Below are 20,341 nucleotides of genomic sequence, written 5' to 3'. Positions count from 1 at the left end.
AAAACAAGGTTTAACTTAGGGGTCAACTATTGTCTCACAAAAACCATAGAGTCGCCAGTACTGAATTTACCAGCAATTGAGTCTTTACCGAACAGCTTTCCATTGAAGTTCTTGTAATCAAAGGAAATATTTGGGTGGTTGTAAATTCCGGTTATTATAACATAATATGGGACCAAAGTAGCAATTCCTTCATCATCCTGAATAATGGAGGCTATCGCAAAATTTAGTGTTTTAAGATTACTCTTTTCCTGATATAATTCCATTGAAATATTAACAACATCTATTGTATCTATGGCAGTACCTACCCAATAGCCACCAATTGGAATATTTGGACTTGGATTAACAGTGCTATCTTCACTGCAGAAGAACAGGGCGCTTAAAAGCAGCAGAGGTGTGAATTTATTAATCATTACTAATAGCTCTCTATAACCAGAAGCCAAATCCAATATTTAGGGAAAAGCTATTTCCGCCAATTATGGGTTCAGCTAACTTATTGGGATTATTCCTGTCATAAGTATAAGTAACTTTGCCTGAGTAGGATCCAAGTCCACTATAATAAAAAGCATCTTCTTTTTGCTTTTCGATTACAAAGTTAGTCATCAAAAATCTTATTTCCGAAACAAGGAATATATTGTCGTTCAGAGAATATGAAAACCCTATCAGTCCTTCTGACACAAATGGTAGTTTAGGATATAATATTGCTTCCTTTGATGAAGTGTCAAAATCATTAGTTATTTCGATTCTAAGATTGCTTAACATCGTCCCAAAACCAATCCCTGAATATAGCTTATGTTTCTCTCCTATTTCCATTTTAAAATGCATCAGTATAGGAATATGGGTATAAACATAATTTCTGTTAAGCGTTACAAAATTATAGTCCCTTAACTCAATATAAGAATAAGAAAAATCACTTGAGCTAATTAATCCACTCTCAATATCGACAACTAAATTTTCAGTTATGTTATAATTTAAGGCAGCTCGAAAAGAATATCCTTTTGTAAAGCTATCAAAATATAAATCTTTGGTATGGCTGTTTTCTAAACTTTTGTATGAGAGACGGCCTTGGTATGTTTGACCTAGGCCAAAAGAATACCCGCCTATGGTAGTTAAAGAAAAATTGTCGCTACCTAAAGCACTTGTAATTGTAAAGAGTGTTAAAGAGATAATTTTTTTTAAAAGTTTCATGTGCAAAGGTTATTATAATATTCAAAGTTCATCAAATGAAACATCCATAATTTCATATTCCTGCCAGCCGATAAGATCATAATGCCACCACTCGGTTTTAAGCGTTTTAAAACCATATTTCTGCATAATGGTTTTTAAAATCCAGCGGTTTCTCATTATTTCTTTATCCGGAGAAATAAAACTGTGGTGAGCCTTTTCTGAAAAACTGTCATAGTCTGTTGGCATTTTTAAATCATTGCCCAGCGAATCAACCAAAGTTAGATCAACTGCTGCCCCGCGATTATGCCGTGATCCATTTTTTGGATTGGCCACATATCGGTCATCCGGATAAACTTCCCACATTTTCTTTTGAACGCTTAAGGGTCTATAACCATCGAAGATTTTCAAACCTAAACCTATTGTCTCCAACTCTTTCTGAATGGAATCTAATTTTACCGCAGCTTTGTAACGCATAAAACACCGCGCTTCAGGATAAACAATCTCCTTTAAAAAATTATTTTCAGTGGCATAGCGGATATCGAGAATAATATTTGGATTGATTTTGGTTACTTCAACAATACTTTTGTCAACTTGCGTAAACACATTTTGGGATAAAATTATAGATGTGATTATTAATAAACGGATTTTCATTTTAACAAGACCTGAGATGATCGGTGACTGTCATTCTGATCGGAGTGCAACGTAGAGAAGAATCCCATACTTGGTGGGATGCTTCGTCCCTCAGCATGACATGATAGTTTATGTTTAGAAAATCATCTAAATCATCTTTTTTTTCTGCCAACCAAAGCTGTCAACAGTTTTAATAAAGTTGAAATAATGTTAGCGATGGTTTTTAATGGGACTTTAATTTGCTCGGTTATCATTTTTTCGATTTCAGAAAACCCGTCAACAGCTTTTTCAACTTTCTCTGTTGCAACTGTTAATGATTTTGAAACCTCAGTAAAATTATTCATCAGCTGAGGAAGGTCGCGGTTCACAGTGTCTAATGTCTGGTTTAGCTTCGAAAGTGAATCACGAAATTGGTTAATAACCGGAATCAAGAATGCGACAAGTACAATCAGCGATATAAAAAATGCTCCTAAAGCATATTCCCAAAACATATATTTCTCCAAAGTATTCTAAGATTCTAAAAGGAAAGAAAGAATCCTTTTTGCAGACAAAAGGATTCTCAAATTATCATGTCGTTTCTGCTAAGATGCTATTTCGTTTTTTTCTTGGATCCAGCAGAAGTGTCCTCATCCAGAGAGCTTAAGCTTGCTTCATAATCGCGCTCTTCTTCTGTTTCTGCAGGCTTTGTAGCCGTTTTGTTGCGATCCATTGTTTTGGAAATCTTATCTTTAAGATCGCCAAGTTCGCTGCGCATTTTGTCTAATTCTGATTTTGCTTTGTTGATTATTTCTTCGTTATCAGTTATTAAACCTTCACGTAAATCACGACCTGACTTTGGTGCAAATAGAACGCCTGCAATTGCTCCAATTGCACTGCCAATTAGCAATCCACTAAAAAAACTACCATTATCTGAAGCCATTTGTTACCTCCGGTGTTTCAAATTTAATTTTTGTTTTAAAACGGTAATTCGAATATACGAAAAAAAAGAAATCATTTTCATTATTTAAGAGCCAATAAGGCTTATATACTTTTTTACAAAAAGATCTTTGTCCGATTTCAGCTCTGTCAGCTCATCTTCGTCAAATTTAGAAATAATTTTACCATTATTGATTATAAATACTTCGTCGCACCAATCACGGATTAAATCCACATTATGTGAGGAAATTATAACCAGGTTGCCTAAAGCTGTTTGCTCCTTCAAATATGCAAAAATTCTCATTAGGGATGGAGCATCCATTCCGTTTAAAGATTCATCCAGAAAAATATATTTTGGTTTTGGCAGTAATGCTACTGCTGCGGAAAGTTTCTGCTTCATGCCATGAGAATAGTTTACAACAAGATCATCTTTCTTTTCCTGCAACCCCATAAGATCAATAAAAAAATCCACTCTCTCAGATATATCAGATAACTTATAAATCCTGGCAATCAGTGTTAAAAATTCATTCCCGCTCAAGTAATTCAGTAGCTCTGCATTTTCTGATGCATACGTTGCGTTCTGTTTAATCCAAAAGCGTTCCTTTTTAAGATTTTTTTCTTCAAACCAAATTTCGCCGGCATAGGAGCTTAGCAAGCCGATACAGGTTTTTAATAATGTGCTTTTTCCTGCTCCATTTGGACCAATCAAGCCGCTTATTTTGCCTGGTGCAAATTCCACGCTTGTTTCATCAACGGCGATTTTATTGTCATAGCTTACGGTCAAGTCATTTATTTTAAGCATTTTTTTTCTTTCACGTGTCATTCTGAGCGGCACGCAGAAAAGCGAAGAATCCCTTTGCACGATGGGATACTTCGTTCCTCAGTATGACAATCTATTTCTATTTTCTTGGTATATATTTTACTCATTAAAGTATTTCACATTTTTATATAAAAAGAAAAACAACAAGCACAAGGCGATTATTGGCCCTACAAATCTGTAGTTTAGCATCATGATTATTAAAAAAACCATTGCAAAATGATAAGAGTACCCCGCTAACCTGGGATCATTAAAAAACATTATTTGAAAATTGAGCATAACAAAAAGAACAATATTGGCAAAAGTGAAAATGACTGCTAACAGGATGAGTTGTTCTTTTAATGTGATCCCGCAAAACTGCAAAAATATAAACACGCCAACTGATAGCAAGACAACATATCCGCTTTCCGCAAAATATTTGGCTACCAGTAAATGACGAAAACGCATAGGCAGTGTTTTTATAAACCAGGACGGATCGGCAAAGACATATTTTTCGTTAAAGCTGTTACTGTAATGAGCCCAGATCAAAATTGAAGTGATTACGGTTATCCAAATTTCTTTGTACTCAAAATTGGAAAGCACAATTAGTATATTTATTACAACAAATAAAATTAAACCATTTATTTTTAATTTTTTGTAATTGGGATTGCGCCATAAGCTATTAACTTCTTTTTCGAAAAGGGGCTGAATGATTCCCGGTAAAAATTTTGGAATTCCCTTTTTCTCAGATTGAACAATCTCCGGTTTTACATACACCTTTTTCAGGTATGGCACAAAAGTCTCTAAATTTATTGGTTCCTTATTGAAAATTAGTTTTAATGTAAATGCAAAAATCAATACAAAAGAGAAAGCCTGGAAAAGGATGAGATAGTCATTGAAAAAGTAAAAAACAGCAAACAGGGCATGGTATAAAAATATGGCGCTAAAGCTTTTAAATATGTATGATTTTAAGGAGTTGGTTTTCTGTTTTTGTTGAATAAAAAACATGAAAAAGTAGAAACTGAAAACAGAAATAATCATAACAGAGCTAATAAACGGCATAATACCGAGAGCGGAAAATATTGCAGTTGCAGCCGGCAGAAATAGTATCAGATAAACAGATAAATACTTAAAAACCTGAAAGCCAACAATTTTTAATAGATCCGGTTTTGCAAGGGGTTTTGATAAAAATGGTTTTAGGGCATCTTGGCGTGGCAGCAACCAGCTAATAATTAGTAAAGTGCTGATACTAATTTGAAAAGTGAACAAGCTGGCAGTTAACAATGTTAGCCGGCTTATATTAAAACCATTTTCAATTAACTGATTAAACAAAACATCCAGCCGCGTACCAAGAAAAGCATAAATCAGAACTACCAGGATGATAGCCTCAAGTTTATGTCTAAAATCCAGCGTTCGCCAAATATGAAGAGGTTGTTTGAATAATATTCTTAGCATGCAAAAATCTAATTAATTAATTAATTATTAATAAAAAATATTCATCTGATCCATCGTTGCAGTAAATCATTGGAATGACTATTTTCATAAACTTTGTTTATAGCAATTTTTTTTGACCAGGAGTTTGAATGCGTCTTATACAAAAGATAAATGGTTTTGTTGCACTGGCCGAAACATATATTTTGGTTTTTGTTGTGCTGGTAATGGTTGTCTTTTCATTTGCGCAGGTTATACTGCGCGGTTTTTTTGATCAGGGCATTTTATGGGGTGATATTTTTTTGCGTCACCTGGTTTTATGGGTCGGATTTATCGGTGCCTCAATTGCCAGCAGAGAAGAAAAGCATATCAATATCGATGTGTTTGGCCGCATGATGAAAGGGCGCTACAAACCTATCTCGCAAGGACTAGTCTATTCTTTTGCAACTTTTGTCAGTTATCTATTAATGAGTGCTTCCTGGGCATTCGTCATGGATGAAAAGGAATATGAAACCATTCTCTTTGGAGATATAGCTTCCTGGTATTTTCAAATAATAATTCCCATCGGATTCGGGTTAATGTTTATCCGGTTTGGCCTCCATGCTATTGAAAAATTAATCAATGGAGTGATATATAAAGCTGGAGAGACAAAATGACCGGACTATTAATTGCTTTTATCCTGATCCTACTTGCTCTTTATGGAACACCTCTTTTTGTGATTATTGCATCCATTGCTTTAATTGGATTTCATTATGCAGAAATCGATTCAATGGCCATTATCATTGAACTTTACCGCATGGCCCAACAACCGGTTTTATTGGCAATTCCACTTTTTACTTTTGCAGGATATTTGCTTGCTGAAAGCAAAACCCCGGAGCGGCTTGTTAATTTTTCCAGGGCGCTTTTAGGCTGGATGCCGGGAAGCCTGGCCATTATTACTTTGGTTTCCTGTGCAATTTTTACTGCATTTACAGGGGCTTCAGGTGTCACGATTGTCGCGCTGGGTGGTTTGCTGTTTCCGGCTTTGTTAAAAGACAATTATCCCAAAAAATTCAGTTTGGGGATGTTGACTGTCTCCGGAAATCTTGGGCTGCTTTTCCCACCAAGTTTGCCAATAATTTTGTATGGTCTTGTTGCTTCCACCAGCATAGATAAGCTTTTTGTAGCAGGAATTTTACCGGGAATTTTGATGGTTGGCCTGTTGGCGATTTATAGCATTTTCGCAGTAAAAAAAGATGTCTCTATGGCGCCATCTGTTCCGTTTGATGCAGCCGAACTTTGGAAAGCTACAAAAGCGGCAGGTTGGGAAATTCCAATCCCCTTTTTAATACTGGGAGGAATTTATGGTGGATTCTTCACGGCAACTGAGGCTGCGGCTGTAATGGCTTTTTATGTTTTTGTTATCGAGGTTTTTATCTACCGCGATATTTCTTTGACCAAGGATTTAGTCCGTGTGGTGAAAGATAGTATGGTGATGGTTGGTGGCATTTTGGTTATCCTGGCAGCCGCTCTTGGTCTGGCAAATTATTTTATCGATGCAGAGATACCATCGCAAATCCTTGAAGCAATGAAAGGATATATTGATACAAAATTTGGCTTTTTAATGGTGCTTAATATTTTTCTGCTTATTGTTGGCGCAATGATGGATATTTTTTCAGCGATACTTGTAGTCGTACCTTTAATCCTGCCTATTGCCCAGCAATTTGGTGTTGATCCTGTGCATTTGGGTGTGATATTCTTAGCCAATCTTGGAATTGGTTACTCAACACCTCCGGTTGGAATGAATCTGTTTATAGCCTCATTCCGCTTTAATGAGCCTGTTTTGAAACTGTACAGGGCAACTTTGCCTTTCCTGGCAATCTTGCTAATTACATTGGTGATAATTACTTATTGGCCGGAATTAAGCTTAGTGTTAATTGAGTGGTTTGATATCTAATGTATGGTTCTTTTTGGAATGATTAAATTTACATTCCAAAAATCTTTCCCATAATCATTTTTGCCATTCTTGGGTTTTCTTTTAAACGGCGGATTGAATACTGATACCAATCTTGCCCATAAGGCACATAAACGCGCAAGCGATGCCCTTTAGCAATTATTTGGTCGCGTAATTTTTCTGTTACTCCCAGCAACATCTGAAACTCATACTCTTTCGGATCTAGTTTGAGTTTTTCTATAACTTTGAAAGCATGTAAAACAAGCTCTTCGTCATGAGTGGCAATGCCGGTATAGATATTGTTTTTCAGAAGCTCATCGATACATTGATTATAATTTTCATTTATTTTTGGCATATGTTTGTAAGCAATTTCTTCAGGTTCTACATAAATGCCTTTGCATAATCGCAGATTTGCCTTCTGTTTTATAAGATGTTCAATATCATCAAGAGTACGTTTTAAGTAAGCCTGAAGAACAGTTCCCACATGCCCTTCAAATTCTTTTTTTAACTTTAAGAACATTTCTATTGTAGTTGTAGTGACAGTATTATCCTCCATATCAATTCGTACAAAATTATTTAACTCTTTTGCACGCACTACAATTCTTCGAATGTTTTCAAAAGCAAAATCCTGATCCAGGTTTAAACCCATATGAGTAGGTTTTAGTGAGATATTGCAATCCAGATTAAGTCGGTCAATTTCTTCCAGCATATCCACATATTGGTTTGCTGCGTCAGTGGATTGTTTTTTTTCTTTTACTTCCTCACCAAGTAAATCGAGAGTAGCCATTATTCCCTGTGAATTCAAATTCTTTACAACCTTAACTGCATCATCAAGTGAAGGTCCTGCAATATAGTTTCTCGAAAAAAATCCAACAATTGGTTTTGGGACTAAAGGCAGTGTATTAATAATAAGTGAATCAAACAGGTTCATTTATTCTCCAGGGGACAAATTGTTTTTTTTAAAGGTTTACTGAATAATTTAGAGGATCAACATTATTTGTGCAATAAGAAAACGTGCTTCTTTACACAAGCTAAAAATGTAAATAATAAGCGGATATGGTAAAAGTGTAAAAGAGAATTAAAATAAAAGGGGTCCAATGGACCCCTTAGTGGCTATTCTTTAACCGTCTTATCTTTAATAACTTCCATCGCAGTTGAAATCATTCCGGCAATATCTGAAAGATTTGAAGGTATAATAAGCGAATTATTGGTTTTTGCTAATTTTCCAAATTCACCAAGATATTGTTCTGCAACGCGCAGGTTTACTGCATTCATTCCGCCTTTTTCGTTAATGGCCAGGGCAATTTCTCTAATTCCTTTGGCAGTAGCGTTTGCAACAGCTTCAATTTCACTGGCAAGACCTTGTGCTTCATTGATGCGTTTTTGTTTCTCACCTTCCGAGCGTTGAATTAATTCTTGTTTATCCCCTTCGGCAACGTTTATTTTAGCTTGGCGTTCACCTTCAGATTCGGCAATTGTTGCTCTTTTTTCACGCTCGGCGCGCATGTGTTTTTCCATTGCATCTTTAATGCTTTGTGGTGGAACTATATTTCTTACTTCGTAACGAGTAACTTTCACTCCCCAAGGATCTGATGCCCGGTCAACCGCATCAACAATCGCGCCGTTTAATGTGTCACGTTCTTCAAAAGTGCGGTCAAGCTCCAGTTTACCAATCACACTACGCATTGTGGTTTGTGCAAGCTGGGTAGATGCAAATTGAAAATCGTTTATTCCGTATGATGCTTTTTTAGGATCAACAACCTGCAGGTATAAAATACCATCTACTTCAACAGAGATGTTATCTTTTGTAATACACACCTGGGCAGGCACATCAACAGCCCTTTCTTTTAGAGAATGCTTATAGGAAATGTTATCGATAAAAGGAACAAGTACATGGAAACCTGCTTCTAATGTTCCTCTATATTTGCCAAGTCGTTCCAGGATATAAGCAGATTTTTGCGGGACTATAGTAACTGTTTTAAGAAAAAGGATAAAAGCAAAAATAATTAAGCCAATAATTATGATACTTGTGGTTGTCATATCAATCTCCCTTTAGTTTTGAATGTATTTTATCATTAATTGGACTTTACAATAAACTTAATACTTTCCCTTGCTGTAATCGTCACATGTGTTCCAACGGCCAATTCGCTCTCAGATTCAGCAACCCAATCTGCTCCTTTAAACTCTACTTTACCTGGTTTATTAGGACCTATTTTTTTTGTGACAATGGCATGTTGACCAATAAACTCATCTTCTTCATTCTGATCAACGAACGAATCAAGTTTAAAAACCTGCTTTAGAGTTTTACGCAAAAGAACTAATAAAAGGATTGAAGAAATAAGAAATATTAATAATTGTGTAGTTAGTGAAATGTCTACAAAAAGGAGAACACCTGCAACAACCCAGGCACCAAATCCAAAAAAAGCAATTATTAAGCCTGGCGCGGAGAATTCTAAAATTAGTAAGACCAGTCCAATAACAAACCAGATTATTTCCGGTTTTAGCCATTCGTTGAGTGATTCCATAAAGCCTCCTTACATTTGTTGGCGGGTTCCGTAATTTAAACTCTTTCACAACTCAGTTGCAATATTAATTACGTTATTTTAAAGGGATTGTTTTGCTTTTTGAGGTAACGTCGTAGTGAGATTGGGGAATAACAATTTTAATATTTGAAAAAAAGTCTTCTTCTGTTTCGAAGCAGTTCCAGGTACTCTTTTTTGATAGGATTTTTGATAAAACTAACTTCAATTGTCTTTAACCATTTTAGGTAAACAACATTTAACTCCTGCATAACCTGGGAAAAAGCTTTAGGATTTACACCCAAAACTTCGTTGGCAAAGCAAAGGGCTTTATCAGTGTTTCCAAGTAAAACTTCTTCTCCCAAAAACGAAATAGATTCTGCTTTTTTTTTGCTTTGATAAATATGGTTATTTACCAAACAACATTGAGGAGTGAGTTCGACTCTTTCTTTGTTATGGATAAGAGACAGGCTGCTGGTAGCGATTGAATCATGACCCGTTAAAAAGCTAAATAATATCAAGCGTAACAGATTCAATTTTTCCAATGCTGGAAAGGTGCAGGTTGAGTTCAGTATTTCAATAAGGTGTCTAAAAACATTTGCTTCATCTTCCGGAATAAGTTCATCAAAAGTATCAATTTGATATTGTATACTTCGTCCAAAAAACTGAGGTCGTTTGTACCAAAAAACAAGATTACCGCTTTGAAGATATGCAAGACCGTGTGTAACAGTTTTTATCCCGCTAAGCGTGGCAAGCTTTAAAGTAAGGTCTCGGTTAAAAATATATTGGCTTTCCGGATCATTGTCCTGAACAAAGACATATCGATCATTTTTGTCACCTTTAACAAAGCATTTATTTTTGACTTGAAGTTTGCCGAAATTTTCTCGTGAGTGCGGATTTAATGAATAAGATGAGCCATTGGAAAAATCAATATTAATTTTTTCCAAATCGCTGATTTTATTGGAAAACGACCGAAGCCCTTTGGCACTGTATTTTGTAGAATCGAGTTTTTGATATGTTATTGGGCAACGTTTCATTTTTAATAAGTGTTAGACAATAAATAAATCGTAAAGCGAAATGCATAAAACGTAATGAGAGTATCTCATCTTTTGATATCGCGCTACGCCTCACACCCTACGATTTTTAGTAAAGGGGCTTTGAACATTCATTTTTAAATTAAGGGCATCACACACTTTTTGGATTGTATCTGTCTGAAAAGTATGGCGGTTCTTTTCAATATCGAAAACAGTTGTTTTTCCGATTCCTGCCAGGTTGGCTAATTGAAGCTGGCTCAAGCCGCATTTTTTTCGGTGAAAACGCACTGTTTCACCAAATGAATTCATGTTGACCATCTGTGATCTCCAAAATATATATTTTTATGGGGACAATATTATTCGGCTATAATTGAAACAGATTTAGTGAAAAAGCTTGAGCGGAAAAAAATTATTCAAAAGCGTAGAGTCTTGTGAATATAAGAACTTAAATTCTATTAATTAAAATTGAATTTTCCCATTAGATGCCCTTTGGATTAATATTAAATTTATTCTATATTAGCGGCTCGCTAATGAACATGGATGGTTATTCTTTCTGAAGCTCCCGCTTATCCTCATAGTGGTTTTCCCAATATGGGATCGAAATAAAGAAGTTAATTTTTATTAAGTAAGTACACGATTTTGATTAAAATATTAAGAATTAAAGGATATTTATGAGTGCAAATATGCAGCATATGGAAAACATAGAAGAAATAGAATTACAGGAATGGTTGGAATCATTGGATTATGTGATTCAGTCCGGCGGTCCGGAGCGCGCAACAAAATTGTTACAGGCGCTACAAGCCCGGGCTTATTATGATGGTATCAAGCTGCCATTCTCTGCAAACACACCGTACATAAATACCATTGCACCGGAAGAGCAGCCAAAATTTCCGGGCAGTCGGGAAATTGAAAGACGCAACAAAAGTTTAATCCGTTGGAACGCCATGGCCATGGTTGTCCGCGCTAATAAGCACGAAGAAGGCATTGGCGGGCATATCTCCACGTACGCTTCGGCGGCCACTTTGTACGAAGTTGGCTTTAACCACTTTTTCCGTGCACCACAAGATAAGTTTAACGGCGATATTGTATTTTTTCAGGGACACGCCTCTCCTGGGATTTATTCCCGTGCTTATATGGAAGGCCGTCTCTCTGCAGAGCAGCTTAAAAATTTCCGGCATGAAGCATTTAAAGACGGACTTTCATCGTATCCACATCCTTGGTTGATGCCAAACTTTTGGCAATTTGCAACAGTCTCCATGGGGCTTGGCCCGATAATGGCAATTTACCAGGCGCGTTTTAACCGCTACCTGGAAGACCGCAAATTGAAACCGGAAAATGATGAGAAAGTATGGGCTTTCCTTGGCGATGGTGAAACCGATGAGCCGGAAGCACTTGGTGCGATTTCACTGGCCGCGCGTGAGAAACTGGATAACCTGATTTTTGTTGTAAACTGCAATCTGCAAAGATTGGATGGCCCGGTGCGTGGAAATGGTAAAATTATCCAGGAGCTGGAACGTAATTTCCGTGGTGCAGGCTGGAATGTAATTAAAGTGATTTGGGGCGAGGATTGGGATCCGATCCTGGCAGCCGATAAAGACGGCTTGCTTGTTAAAAGAATGGGCGAAGTGGTTGATGGCGAATACCAGAATTACATCACCAAAGGCGGAGCTTATTTACGCCAGCATTTTTGGGGCAAATATCCACAGCTCCTAAAACTTGTTGAGCACTTAAGCGATGAGCAATTGACAAAATTAAGGCTTGGTGGTCACGATCCTAAAAAAGTATATGCAGCGTACAATTCAGCCACAAAACATAAAGGTGCACCAACAGTAATTTTAGCGCGAACTGTAAAAGGCTACGGTCTTGGTGAAGCCGGCGAAGGTAAAAATATTACCCATTCACAAAAGAAACTGAATGATGATGAATTACGTCATTTCCGTTCACGTTTTGGCATTCCGGTTTCTGATGAAGAAATTGATGAAATCCCATTTTACAAGCCAAACGAAAACAGCCCGGAAATTCAATATTTAAAAGACAGACGCCAGCAGCTTGGTGGTTCATTCCCGCAACGGCGTATTGAAAGTACGCCAATCAAAAAACCGGATGAATCTTTGTTTGCAGAGTTTTATGAAGGAACGGGCGACAGGGAAGCATCAACAACAATGGTTTTTGTTCGCATGCTTGCTAAAATGCTGCGCGATAAGGATATCGGTAAATTTGTAGTTCCAATCGTTCCGGATGAGGCCCGTACTTTTGGTATGGAATCACTATTTAGGCAAGTTGGAATTTACGCACATGCAGGTCAGCTTTACGAACCGATGGATCGCGAATCACTGCTTTATTATAAAGAGGCTGAGAATGGGCAAATTCTTGAGGAAGGAATCACCGAGGCCGGATCGATGTCATCATTTGTTGCGGCAGGTACAGCGTATTCCACAAATAATATAAACACGATTCCATTTTTTATTTTCTATTCCATGTTTGGCATCCAACGCATTGGCGATTTAGCCTGGGCGGCAGGTGATATGCGTGCCCGCGGTTTTATGCTTGGCGCTACGGCCGGACGTACAACTCTTGCCGGGGAAGGATTGCAGCATCAGGATGGAAACAGCCACCTTATGTTTTTTCCTTATCCCAATGTAAAAGCTTATGATCCTGCTTTTGCTTATGAATTGGCTGTGATTATCCAAAATGGTATTGACAGAATGTACAACCAGCAAATCAATGAATATTATTACATCACAGTGATGAATGAAAATTATGTTCAGCCTGCAATGCCTAAAGGAAAAGATGTTAAAGAAGGTATACTTAAAGGCATGTATAAATTCCAGTCATCAAAAAAGAAAACTGCAAAAATGCACGCTACACTTTTTGGAAGCGGTACAATTATGAACTGTGTAATTAAGGCTGCGGATATTCTTGAAAAGAAATATGGAGTCGCGGCAGATATTTTTAGTGTAACCAGTTATAAAGAGCTGCACAACGATGGTAACAAGGCTGACCGCTGGAATATGCTGAATCCCGGGAAAAAAGCAAAAGTTCCTTATTTACAAGATCAGCTAAAAGATGCGAAAGGTGTTTTTGTTGCGGCCTCAGATTATGTAAAAGCACTCCCTGAGTCAATTTCAAAATGGGTGCCGGGACGCCTTGCAGTTTTAGGAACGGATGGCTTTGGGCGAAGTGATGGTCGTAACCAGCTAAGGGATTTCTTTGAGGTGGATGAGCGCTACATTGTTTTGGCTACCCTGACTGAACTTTCAAAACAGGGTCAAATCAAAACAGCAGAATTAACAAAAGCTATAAAAGAAATGGATATTGATCCGGATAAAGCGGATCCTTTGCTGAGTTAATTAAGAAGATTTGTTGAATAGCTGAAATCTAAAGAATCTTACTCTTACTTCTTACTCATGCTCTTACCCGTTTTTCATTTTAATAGATAAGATAAAAGCGAGTATGAGTAAGAGTAAATGAAAAGAAAGTTCCCCTCCTTGGAGGGGTTAGGGGTGGGTTAGCTATAAAAGAGAAAGAATAAATAAGGAAATAATAAATGTCTATAGAAATTAAACTGCCGGATTTAGGTGATAATATTGATTCAGGAACCGTTGTTAGTGTTTTTGTTTCAGAGGGTGATAGCATCGAGGAAGATCAGGCACTTATTGAACTTGAAACAGACAAAGCTGTTATCGAAGTCCCGACATCATCAGCCGGAGTTGTTACAAAAATCAGTGTAAAAAATGGCGATGAAGTAAAAATCGGACAGGTGATTGTTGAGTTAGAAACAAACGGCCAGGTGGATAATAAGGAAGAGGCTAAAACAGAAGTTAAAGAAGAAACAAAACCTGTTGAAGAGCCTGTGGTTGAAGCTGAGCCGGAGCCAGTTAAAAATGTAGTTGCCAAGCAAAGCTCTGTACCTTCATCTGTTGATTTTAAAATACCAAATATGGGTGACAATGTTGATTCGGGAACCGTTACATCGATTCTTGTAAATATTGGCGATGCTGTTGAAGTTGACCAGGGGTTGGTTGAACTGGAGACAGATAAAGCTGTTATCGAAGTACCCTCGGATGCCAAAGGCGTTATAAAAGAGATTCTTATTAAAGATGGTGTCAATGTTGCTGTCGGCCAAAAAATTATGGTAATCGATGCTGTTGGTGCTTCTGAAAAAATGGCTGAACCTGCAACTGCTCCTGCAGCTCCAAAACAGGAAGCTGTTGAAACTAAATCCACAGTAAAAGAAGAAACGCGGGAATTGGTTCACGACCCTATTTCATCCAAAGTATTTGATGCACCTAAAAATAAAATCGCACCGGCTTCTCCAAGTGTTCGTCGTTTTGCCCGTGAAATTGGGCTGGACATTCATGAGGTTCCTGGAACAGGCCCGGGTGGAAGAATCTCTGTTGAAGATGTTAAATCATTTTCAAAGTTACGGCATCAGCAAAAAGGTGCCGGGCAAACAGTTGGTTCTCCAGTTCAGGCAATTGCCCTGCCTGATTTTAGTAAATATGGCGAAACAGAAAAAGAAGGTTTAAACAAACTACGCCAAACATCTGCAAAGAATTTAACTTACGCCTGGTCATCCATTCCGCATGTATCACAATTTGACAAAGCCGACATTACAAATCTTGAAAAGTTGCGAAAAACCAATGGTAAAAAGGCTGAGGCGCGCGGTGGCAAGCTTACTATGACCGCCATACTTGTAAAAGTAATTGAGGCAGCTTTGCGTAAATTCCCGGCTTTTAATGCCAGTATCGATATGGCCAATAATGAGATCATTTATAAAAAATATTTTAATATTGGAATTGCAGTTGATACGGAACGCGGGCTTTTGGTGCCGGTGATAAAAGACGTGGAAAAGAAAAATATCATTGATATTGCGGTTGAGATGACAGAAATATCGCAAAAAGCCCATGATAAAAAGCTGGGTCTTGATGAAATGCAAGGCGGCAATTTTACAATTTCTAATCTTGGTGGGATTGGCGGAACCGGTTTTACACCAATTGTCAATTCCCCGGAAGTTGCCATACTTGGTGTGTCGCGTGCAGAGATGCAGCCAAAATATATTGATGGCAACTTTGAACCACGCCTGGTGATGCCTTTGGTTTTATCTTATGACCACCGGGTGATTGATGGCGCTGCTGCAGCACGATTTTTGCGCTGGGTTTGTGAAGTCTTGGAAGAACCGTTTAATGTGCTTCTGGAAGGGTAAGGGGCTTTATTCTTTCTCATAATTCATACTCCTACTCTTTCTCGTTAAAGCTTGGAAAATTGAAAATAAAGCGAGCAAGAGTATGAAGTAAGAGAAAGAGCATGAGATTATCTGAACATAAAAAAAGAAATTTGGTATGGGAAAACACCTCTTTGATCATGAAAAATTAAATGTCTATCAAGAAGCTTTAAAATTTATATCGTGGTGGTCTAATCTCAAAAAAGAAAAAGAATTAAAAAATCCAGTTAATGGACAGCCTGATAGATCCTCAGAATCAATTGTTTTAAATATTGCTGAGGGAAATGGTAGGTATACTGCAAAAGATAAATGTAGATTCTTTGATATATCGCGGGCTTCTGCTTTAGAAACTTCAAGTGCATTGGATATTTTAGTTGCTCAGGAAAAGCTATCAGAAAATGATATTATTGAGGGAAAAATTATTTTGAAAAATGTAGTTTCAATGTTGATTGGACTTATAAAATCGAAAACAAACCGTGTTTATGATATTGAAGAACAGTATAATGTTGAGTAAAGAATTATAAATCATACTCATATATCGTACTCTTTCTCTTGCTCGAATTTTTATGGTTAAAATGAAATATACAATGAGTATGAGTACGAATATAAGAGTAAGAGAATGATTAAAAGGAAAAATAAAAAATGTCTGAAAATGCAAATGGAATAAATCTTGTCGTAATTGGTGGTGGTCCGGGTGGATATGCCGCAGCGTTCTTAGCCGCAGACCTGGGTATGAATGTGACTCTTGTTGATCCTGAGAAAAACCCTGGAGGTGTTTGTCTTTACCGTGGATGTATTCCATCGAAGGCTTTGCTCCATGTAGCAAAATTGATCGATGAATCCAAAGAAGCCCATAAATGGGGTGTAACTTTTCAGGAACCAAAAGTAGATTTGGATAAATTACGCGCATATAAAGATGGTGTTGTAGATAAATTAACAGGCGGCACAGGGCAGTTACTAAAGCAACGCAAAATCACTCATATTAGAGGTCATGCCAAGTTCGTAAATGCTACAACTTTGGAAATAGATACGATTGATCATAAAAAGGAAACGCTCAACTTTCAATTTGCTATAATTGCAACAGGTTCGCGTCCCATCCACATTCCATCACTTATGCCGGACTCACCACGAATAATTAATTCCACAGGAGCTCTTAAGCTGGAAGATATTCCCAAATCGATGCTGATAATGGGTGGTGGCGTTATTGGCCTGGAGATGGGTAGCGTTTATACAACTTTGGGCAGCGATGTTTCTGTTGTGGAAATGCTTCCGGGGTTAATTCCTGGTGCTGACCGTGATCTGGTACGAATCCTGCAAAAGAGTGTTGAGCCGAAATACAAGAAAATAATGCTCAATACAAAAGTTGTTGCTATGAAGGAGGTAAAGGGCGGTATCCGCGTTTCCTTTGAAATAAAAGATGGCGAAACTTTTGATGAAAAATATGACAAAGTTCTTGTTACAATTGGACGCACACCAAATTCTGGCAGCCTTGGTCTAAAGAATACAAGGGTCACCGTTGATGAAAAAGGTTTTATCCAAACAGATATTCAGCGTCGGACAGCGGAACCCAATATTTATGCTATAGGCGACGTTGTTGGCAACCCAATGTTAGCCCATAAAGCCTCGCATGAAGGCCATGTAGCTGTTGAAACCATTGCTGGACATAAAGCCGCTTTTGAGCCCAATGCAATTCCGTCTGTTGTTTATACCGATCCTGAACTGGCATGGGCCGGATTAACCGAAACCGAGGCAAAAGAGCAGGGACTTAAAGTTGAAGTATTCCGTTTCCCCTGGGCAGCTTCTGGTCGCGCAATTACCATGGACCGCATTGATGGGATGACAAAATTAATTGTCGATCCGGAAAGTGAGTGTATTTTAGGAATGGGTCTTGTAGGTGTTGGTGCCGGTGAATTGATTGCTGAAGGTGTTTTGGCAATTGAAATGGCAACCTTGGCCAGTGATCTCAAAATGAGCATCCATCCACATCCAACTATTTCAGAGACTATAATGGAATCAGCGGAGATGTTTTTTGGAACGGCAACACACGTTTACCGTCCCAAACGGAAGTAATGAACTCTTTGTGATTTTCCAGATTAAGCATCTTCATCTTTAAGCCTAATGGGAGTAATCATATCCTGGTGCTTAGCTTGAAATAGTTTGTAAAACTCGCGTATTCGATCCATATCCATCTTTACATTACCCGTTGGAATAAATGAAAGCCCAATGCCTGTTTCTCTGCGCTTATAATCAAAATAAGCACAAACAATGGGAACTTGTGCTTTGTGTGCCATCCAATAAAAGCCAGACTTCCAGGAATTACCTTTCTTTCTTGTTCCAGATGGTGCAATCGCTATGGCAAGTTTGATTGATTCCCTAAATTGTTTTGCAATCTGATCAACAACACCGTGCTGGCTATCCCGATTAACGGCAATCCCACCTAACCATCTCATAAATACACCAAAAGGTTTCTTAAAAAGAGAGTCTTTGCCAATCCAGGAACATTTCAACCGGTAAATATAAATGGCCAAGATTCCGAGCGGGAAATCCCAATTACTTGTATGGGGGGCAGTTATTATGATAAATTTTTTATCTTTTGGAAAACGACCAACAACATCCCAGGAAAAAAGCCACAAAAAGAAACGCCCGGTCCAGTATCGAATTAAACCGGTGGTTGGTCCATTGTGTATTAGTTTTGAACTAATCATAAATTGATAATTTTGTCCCCTAAACTCACCAAGAAGTAAGATAATGTATTTTTGGATTTATTATTAAGACAATTAATTTATTGCTTCATGAAATCCCAGTTTTTCCTTTAGCCATTTTGTATCAGAATAGTCGAATAAAAAATCATCCGGTTTTAAATATTCAAACTGAAAACTTGATATGGTATTTTCATTTATCTGAAAATTAAGATTGTAAACGCCATTGTTTAAATTGTCCAATAATATATACGCAACGACATATCCGGATGGATTTATGATGACATCAATGTTATGAGAAAGGGATTTTTTGGGTTCAAAATTTAGATCAAGAACAAGCGTATCAACCAATAAATCGACACCTTTTGGTTTGTATAAATACTCTGGCGCTCCAACAAATTTTTCAATTAAGTCCCAGGCAGCAGTGGCCATAGACGCATCAACCCGAGTTGCATAAACAGGCTCCCTGGGATCGTATATTAATAAATTTCTTTTGCTTAAGTAAAAAAGGCTATCAGAAAGTTTCATATCGGATGAACCTGAATATAAATCTCCTTTTAACGAATAATAGTTATAATTTATAGTAAGTTTTTCGCTTACTTCTGTTATTTCCCTAAGCCGGTCAACTGAATAAATAATTTCATACCAGATTGAATCGTAAAGAAAAAAATTGTCGTCATATTCAAACCAGTAAATGTCATCTTCTCCTTGAACCAGGGTTAATGATTGGATATCTGTTGGTGGTTCTACATCTTTCAAATAAAGTTCTCCTTCAAGGCTGTCATCATAGACTTCAATTATATGGAAATCGCTCAAATCAAATCTTGAAGAACTATTGTGAAGCACATTTATCGAGTCATTCAAGGTTCTTGAAATATTTTCCAATTTAGCATTCCAACTCAGATCAATTACCGGCCCAATTCCCTTAAAACTCCCGAATGAAATCCAGGGATGACTTGTATTAACATCATCATCAGGAAGATTATCCGCCCTGCCGGACGAAAATTTCAGCTCCGGCGTAACAATAAGATTTTCCCATGGAAACGGGGTGTTATCAATATGATCTATCTCGGTTGTTATTTTGTAGACTAGCATGGGCTTTGTAGCATTATTGTTTTTATAGACAAGCTTGGTTTTAAAAGAGTTTGTAATAAAATCATTTAAGCTTGCCTGGAAAGATTTGTCATTCCAAGTTTTCATTGAAGCCTGGTATCTGTCAAGTTCTTCTTCTGAAAAATATAGTTCTTTAAAATTGTTTTCTTTAAAAAAGTAAAAACGTGAAAATTCATTCCAAAACTTATTGCTGAATTGTTCAGTATGGATGAACTTGTTTTCATCAAAATCAGCTTTTTGATAGGCATTTTGAGGCCAGTTTATGTCTTCTGAAAGTTTTTCAAAACCATCGCTAAAACGGTAATGTAACCCTAGTAAAAAAGAGAGTAGAACAGGGATTATAAAAAGCAGCTGAGTAGTGGTTTTTATTCTAAAATAGAATGTCCTAACTTTTTTTGTGAGTGTGCTTAATTTCTCACTCAGATCAATAAAAATTTTCTTTTCTGCTAATTCTGTTGTTTTGTTGTTACTTATAAAGTTGTGAACATTGGTTTTTAATGAAAGCAATGCTTTTTCTGTTTCGCTCTCAATCTCTTCGAAAAGGTCATTTCTTTTTATGTAAAAGGATTTTTTTAAATCTTCAAAATGATTGTCTGGAAAACGGTCGATAAGCCAAGTCAGATTTTGCAAATTCGATTTGGTTTCATCTGCATTATTTGAAATTGAGCTTTCTTCAATTTTTTTTATGCTTTCCAGAATACCATTTACACTATCAGACAGCCTATTTAAAAATTGGATGTACTCATCTTTCTTTGTAGAAAACCCGGCAAGAAGAAATTCCTTGAACATATTATCCTTCCATTCTCATTTATTTTGAGAATCAGATGTTTGTGTTTAATTGGAGAGATTTATATCTAAAATGGAAATATGCAAATTCAACACA

General features: G+C 37.2%; 20 protein-coding genes. 6 read left to right on the top strand and 14 right to left on the bottom strand.

Features of this window, described 5'->3' with window-relative positions; translation table 11 throughout:
- Positions 1 to 26: 26 nt before the first annotated feature.
- From HND50_05615 to HND50_05585, 7 genes are all read right to left on the bottom strand, one after another.
- Positions 27 to 410 (bottom strand): hypothetical protein, encoded by a 384-nt coding sequence (locus tag HND50_05615; protein NOG44687.1) that lies wholly within the window; start codon positions 408 to 410, stop codon positions 27 to 29.
- Positions 411 to 423: 13 nt separating this feature from the next.
- Positions 424 to 1,185 (bottom strand): hypothetical protein, encoded by a 762-nt coding sequence (locus HND50_05610; protein ID NOG44686.1) that lies wholly within the window; start codon positions 1,183 to 1,185, stop codon positions 424 to 426.
- 21 nt (positions 1,186 to 1,206) lie between these two features.
- On the bottom strand, positions 1,207 to 1,815 hold the full coding sequence (locus tag HND50_05605) for a M15 family metallopeptidase (GenBank protein ID NOG44685.1): 609 nt from the start codon (positions 1,813 to 1,815) through the stop codon (positions 1,207 to 1,209).
- 131 nt (positions 1,816 to 1,946) lie between these two features.
- Positions 1,947 to 2,285: a hypothetical protein gene (locus tag HND50_05600; protein ID NOG44684.1), complete on the bottom strand. Its 339-nt coding sequence runs from the start codon at positions 2,283 to 2,285 to the stop codon at positions 1,947 to 1,949.
- 98 nt (positions 2,286 to 2,383) lie between these two features.
- The gene (locus HND50_05595; protein ID NOG44683.1) at positions 2,384 to 2,713 is read right to left on the bottom strand and encodes a YtxH domain-containing protein; all 330 of its coding nucleotides are present in this window, start codon (positions 2,711 to 2,713) and stop codon (positions 2,384 to 2,386) included.
- 84 nt (positions 2,714 to 2,797) lie between these two features.
- Positions 2,798 to 3,511 (bottom strand): ABC transporter ATP-binding protein, encoded by a 714-nt coding sequence (locus tag HND50_05590; GenBank protein ID NOG44682.1) that lies wholly within the window; start codon positions 3,509 to 3,511, stop codon positions 2,798 to 2,800.
- A gap of 117 nt (positions 3,512 to 3,628) precedes the next feature.
- Positions 3,629 to 4,960, bottom strand: coding sequence for a hypothetical protein (locus tag HND50_05585; protein NOG44681.1), 1,332 nt, complete (start codon positions 4,958 to 4,960; stop codon positions 3,629 to 3,631).
- A gap of 128 nt (positions 4,961 to 5,088) precedes the next feature.
- Between HND50_05585 and HND50_05580 the strand changes: the two genes are divergently transcribed.
- Both HND50_05580 and HND50_05575 read left to right on the top strand, forming a co-directional pair.
- On the top strand, positions 5,089 to 5,592 hold the full coding sequence (locus HND50_05580; GenBank protein ID NOG44680.1) for a TRAP transporter small permease: 504 nt from the start codon (positions 5,089 to 5,091) through the stop codon (positions 5,590 to 5,592).
- A complete protein-coding gene (locus tag HND50_05575; GenBank protein ID NOG44679.1) occupies positions 5,589 to 6,872 on the top strand; it encodes a TRAP transporter large permease subunit in 1,284 nt (427 codons plus the stop codon). The genes HND50_05580 and HND50_05575 overlap by 4 nt, the downstream gene beginning before the upstream one ends.
- A 28-nt stretch (positions 6,873 to 6,900) precedes the next feature.
- Here the strand turns inward: HND50_05575 and HND50_05570 are convergent, their stop codons facing one another.
- The 5 genes from HND50_05570 to HND50_05550 all read right to left on the bottom strand — a co-directional run bounded on the left by HND50_05570 (position 6,901) and on the right by HND50_05550 (position 10,731).
- Positions 6,901 to 7,800, bottom strand: coding sequence for a proline dehydrogenase (locus HND50_05570; GenBank protein ID NOG44678.1), 900 nt, complete (start codon positions 7,798 to 7,800; stop codon positions 6,901 to 6,903).
- A 182-nt stretch (positions 7,801 to 7,982) separates the two neighbouring features.
- On the bottom strand, positions 7,983 to 8,909 hold the full coding sequence (locus HND50_05565) for a paraslipin (protein NOG44677.1): 927 nt from the start codon (positions 8,907 to 8,909) through the stop codon (positions 7,983 to 7,985).
- A 35-nt stretch (positions 8,910 to 8,944) separates the two neighbouring features.
- A complete protein-coding gene (locus HND50_05560; protein NOG44676.1) occupies positions 8,945 to 9,394 on the bottom strand; it encodes an NfeD family protein in 450 nt (149 codons plus the stop codon).
- A gap of 137 nt (positions 9,395 to 9,531) precedes the next feature.
- Entirely contained in the window at positions 9,532 to 10,425 is an 894-nt protein-coding gene (locus HND50_05555; GenBank protein ID NOG44675.1) for a hypothetical protein, read from the bottom strand.
- Positions 10,426 to 10,515: 90 nt separating this feature from the next.
- Positions 10,516 to 10,731 carry a helix-turn-helix transcriptional regulator gene (locus tag HND50_05550; GenBank protein ID NOG44674.1) on the bottom strand — a complete coding sequence of 72 codons (216 nt, stop codon included), beginning with the start codon at positions 10,729 to 10,731 and terminating at the stop codon, positions 10,516 to 10,518.
- Between the two features lie 362 nt (positions 10,732 to 11,093).
- Here HND50_05550 and aceE point away from each other — a divergent pair, with 362 nt between their 5' ends.
- The 4 genes from aceE to lpdA all read left to right on the top strand — a co-directional run bounded on the left by aceE (position 11,094) and on the right by lpdA (position 17,716).
- The gene (gene aceE, locus HND50_05545; protein NOG44673.1) at positions 11,094 to 13,772 is read left to right on the top strand and encodes a pyruvate dehydrogenase (acetyl-transferring), homodimeric type; all 2,679 of its coding nucleotides are present in this window, start codon (positions 11,094 to 11,096) and stop codon (positions 13,770 to 13,772) included.
- A 197-nt stretch (positions 13,773 to 13,969) separates the two neighbouring features.
- A complete protein-coding gene (locus tag HND50_05540; GenBank protein NOG44672.1) occupies positions 13,970 to 15,628 on the top strand; it encodes a dihydrolipoyllysine-residue acetyltransferase in 1,659 nt (552 codons plus the stop codon).
- A gap of 136 nt (positions 15,629 to 15,764) precedes the next feature.
- Positions 15,765 to 16,160, top strand: a complete 396-nt coding sequence (locus HND50_05535; protein NOG44671.1) for a four helix bundle protein — start codon at positions 15,765 to 15,767, stop codon at positions 16,158 to 16,160.
- A 128-nt stretch (positions 16,161 to 16,288) separates the two neighbouring features.
- Positions 16,289 to 17,716, top strand: coding sequence for a dihydrolipoyl dehydrogenase (gene lpdA, locus HND50_05530; GenBank protein NOG44670.1), 1,428 nt, complete (start codon positions 16,289 to 16,291; stop codon positions 17,714 to 17,716).
- 23 nt (positions 17,717 to 17,739) lie between these two features.
- Here the strand turns inward: lpdA and HND50_05525 are convergent, their stop codons facing one another.
- Together HND50_05525 and HND50_05520 are read right to left on the bottom strand one after the other, a co-directional pair.
- The gene (locus tag HND50_05525; GenBank protein ID NOG44669.1) at positions 17,740 to 18,351 is read right to left on the bottom strand and encodes an acyltransferase; all 612 of its coding nucleotides are present in this window, start codon (positions 18,349 to 18,351) and stop codon (positions 17,740 to 17,742) included.
- A 72-nt stretch (positions 18,352 to 18,423) separates the two neighbouring features.
- Complete coding sequence (locus HND50_05520; GenBank protein ID NOG44668.1) at positions 18,424 to 20,247, bottom strand: hypothetical protein; 1,824 nt, start codon at positions 20,245 to 20,247, stop codon at positions 18,424 to 18,426.
- Positions 20,248 to 20,341 lie beyond the last annotated feature (94 nt).

The sequence above is a fragment of the Calditrichota bacterium genome (genome assembly GCA_013112635.1).
Classification (GTDB): domain Bacteria; phylum Calditrichota; class Calditrichia; order Calditrichales; family J004; genus JABFGF01.
The sequence above is the reverse complement of the archived record's forward strand: the minus strand, read 5'-3'. Positions and strand labels throughout refer to the sequence as shown.

Coding starts and splice junctions, on each gene's coding strand:
- HND50_05535 (NOG44671.1), top strand. CDS start 15,765: ATGGGAAAACACCTCTTTGATCATGAAAAATTAAATGTCTATCAAGAA.
- HND50_05615 (NOG44687.1), bottom strand. CDS start 410: ATGATTAATAAATTCACACCTCTGCTGCTTTTAAGCGCCCTGTTCTTC.
- HND50_05550 (NOG44674.1), bottom strand. CDS start 10,731: ATGAATTCATTTGGTGAAACAGTGCGTTTTCACCGAAAAAAATGCGGC.
- HND50_05570 (NOG44678.1), bottom strand. CDS start 7,800: ATGAACCTGTTTGATTCACTTATTATTAATACACTGCCTTTAGTCCCA.
- HND50_05540 (NOG44672.1), top strand. CDS start 13,970: ATGTCTATAGAAATTAAACTGCCGGATTTAGGTGATAATATTGATTCA.
- HND50_05610 (NOG44686.1), bottom strand. CDS start 1,185: ATGAAACTTTTAAAAAAAATTATCTCTTTAACACTCTTTACAATTACA.
- HND50_05560 (NOG44676.1), bottom strand. CDS start 9,394: ATGGAATCACTCAACGAATGGCTAAAACCGGAAATAATCTGGTTTGTT.
- HND50_05590 (NOG44682.1), bottom strand. CDS start 3,511: ATGCTTAAAATAAATGACTTGACCGTAAGCTATGACAATAAAATCGCC.
- HND50_05605 (NOG44685.1), bottom strand. CDS start 1,815: ATGAAAATCCGTTTATTAATAATCACATCTATAATTTTATCCCAAAAT.
- HND50_05580 (NOG44680.1), top strand. CDS start 5,089: ATGCGTCTTATACAAAAGATAAATGGTTTTGTTGCACTGGCCGAAACA.
- HND50_05600 (NOG44684.1), bottom strand. CDS start 2,285: ATGTTTTGGGAATATGCTTTAGGAGCATTTTTTATATCGCTGATTGTA.
- aceE (NOG44673.1), top strand. CDS start 11,094: ATGAGTGCAAATATGCAGCATATGGAAAACATAGAAGAAATAGAATTA.
- HND50_05520 (NOG44668.1), bottom strand. CDS start 20,247: ATGTTCAAGGAATTTCTTCTTGCCGGGTTTTCTACAAAGAAAGATGAG.
- HND50_05585 (NOG44681.1), bottom strand. CDS start 4,960: ATGCTAAGAATATTATTCAAACAACCTCTTCATATTTGGCGAACGCTG.
- HND50_05575 (NOG44679.1), top strand. CDS start 5,589: ATGACCGGACTATTAATTGCTTTTATCCTGATCCTACTTGCTCTTTAT.
- lpdA (NOG44670.1), top strand. CDS start 16,289: ATGTCTGAAAATGCAAATGGAATAAATCTTGTCGTAATTGGTGGTGGT.
- HND50_05595 (NOG44683.1), bottom strand. CDS start 2,713: ATGGCTTCAGATAATGGTAGTTTTTTTAGTGGATTGCTAATTGGCAGT.
- HND50_05555 (NOG44675.1), bottom strand. CDS start 10,425: ATGAAACGTTGCCCAATAACATATCAAAAACTCGATTCTACAAAATAC.
- HND50_05565 (NOG44677.1), bottom strand. CDS start 8,909: ATGACAACCACAAGTATCATAATTATTGGCTTAATTATTTTTGCTTTT.
- HND50_05525 (NOG44669.1), bottom strand. CDS start 18,351: ATGATTAGTTCAAAACTAATACACAATGGACCAACCACCGGTTTAATT.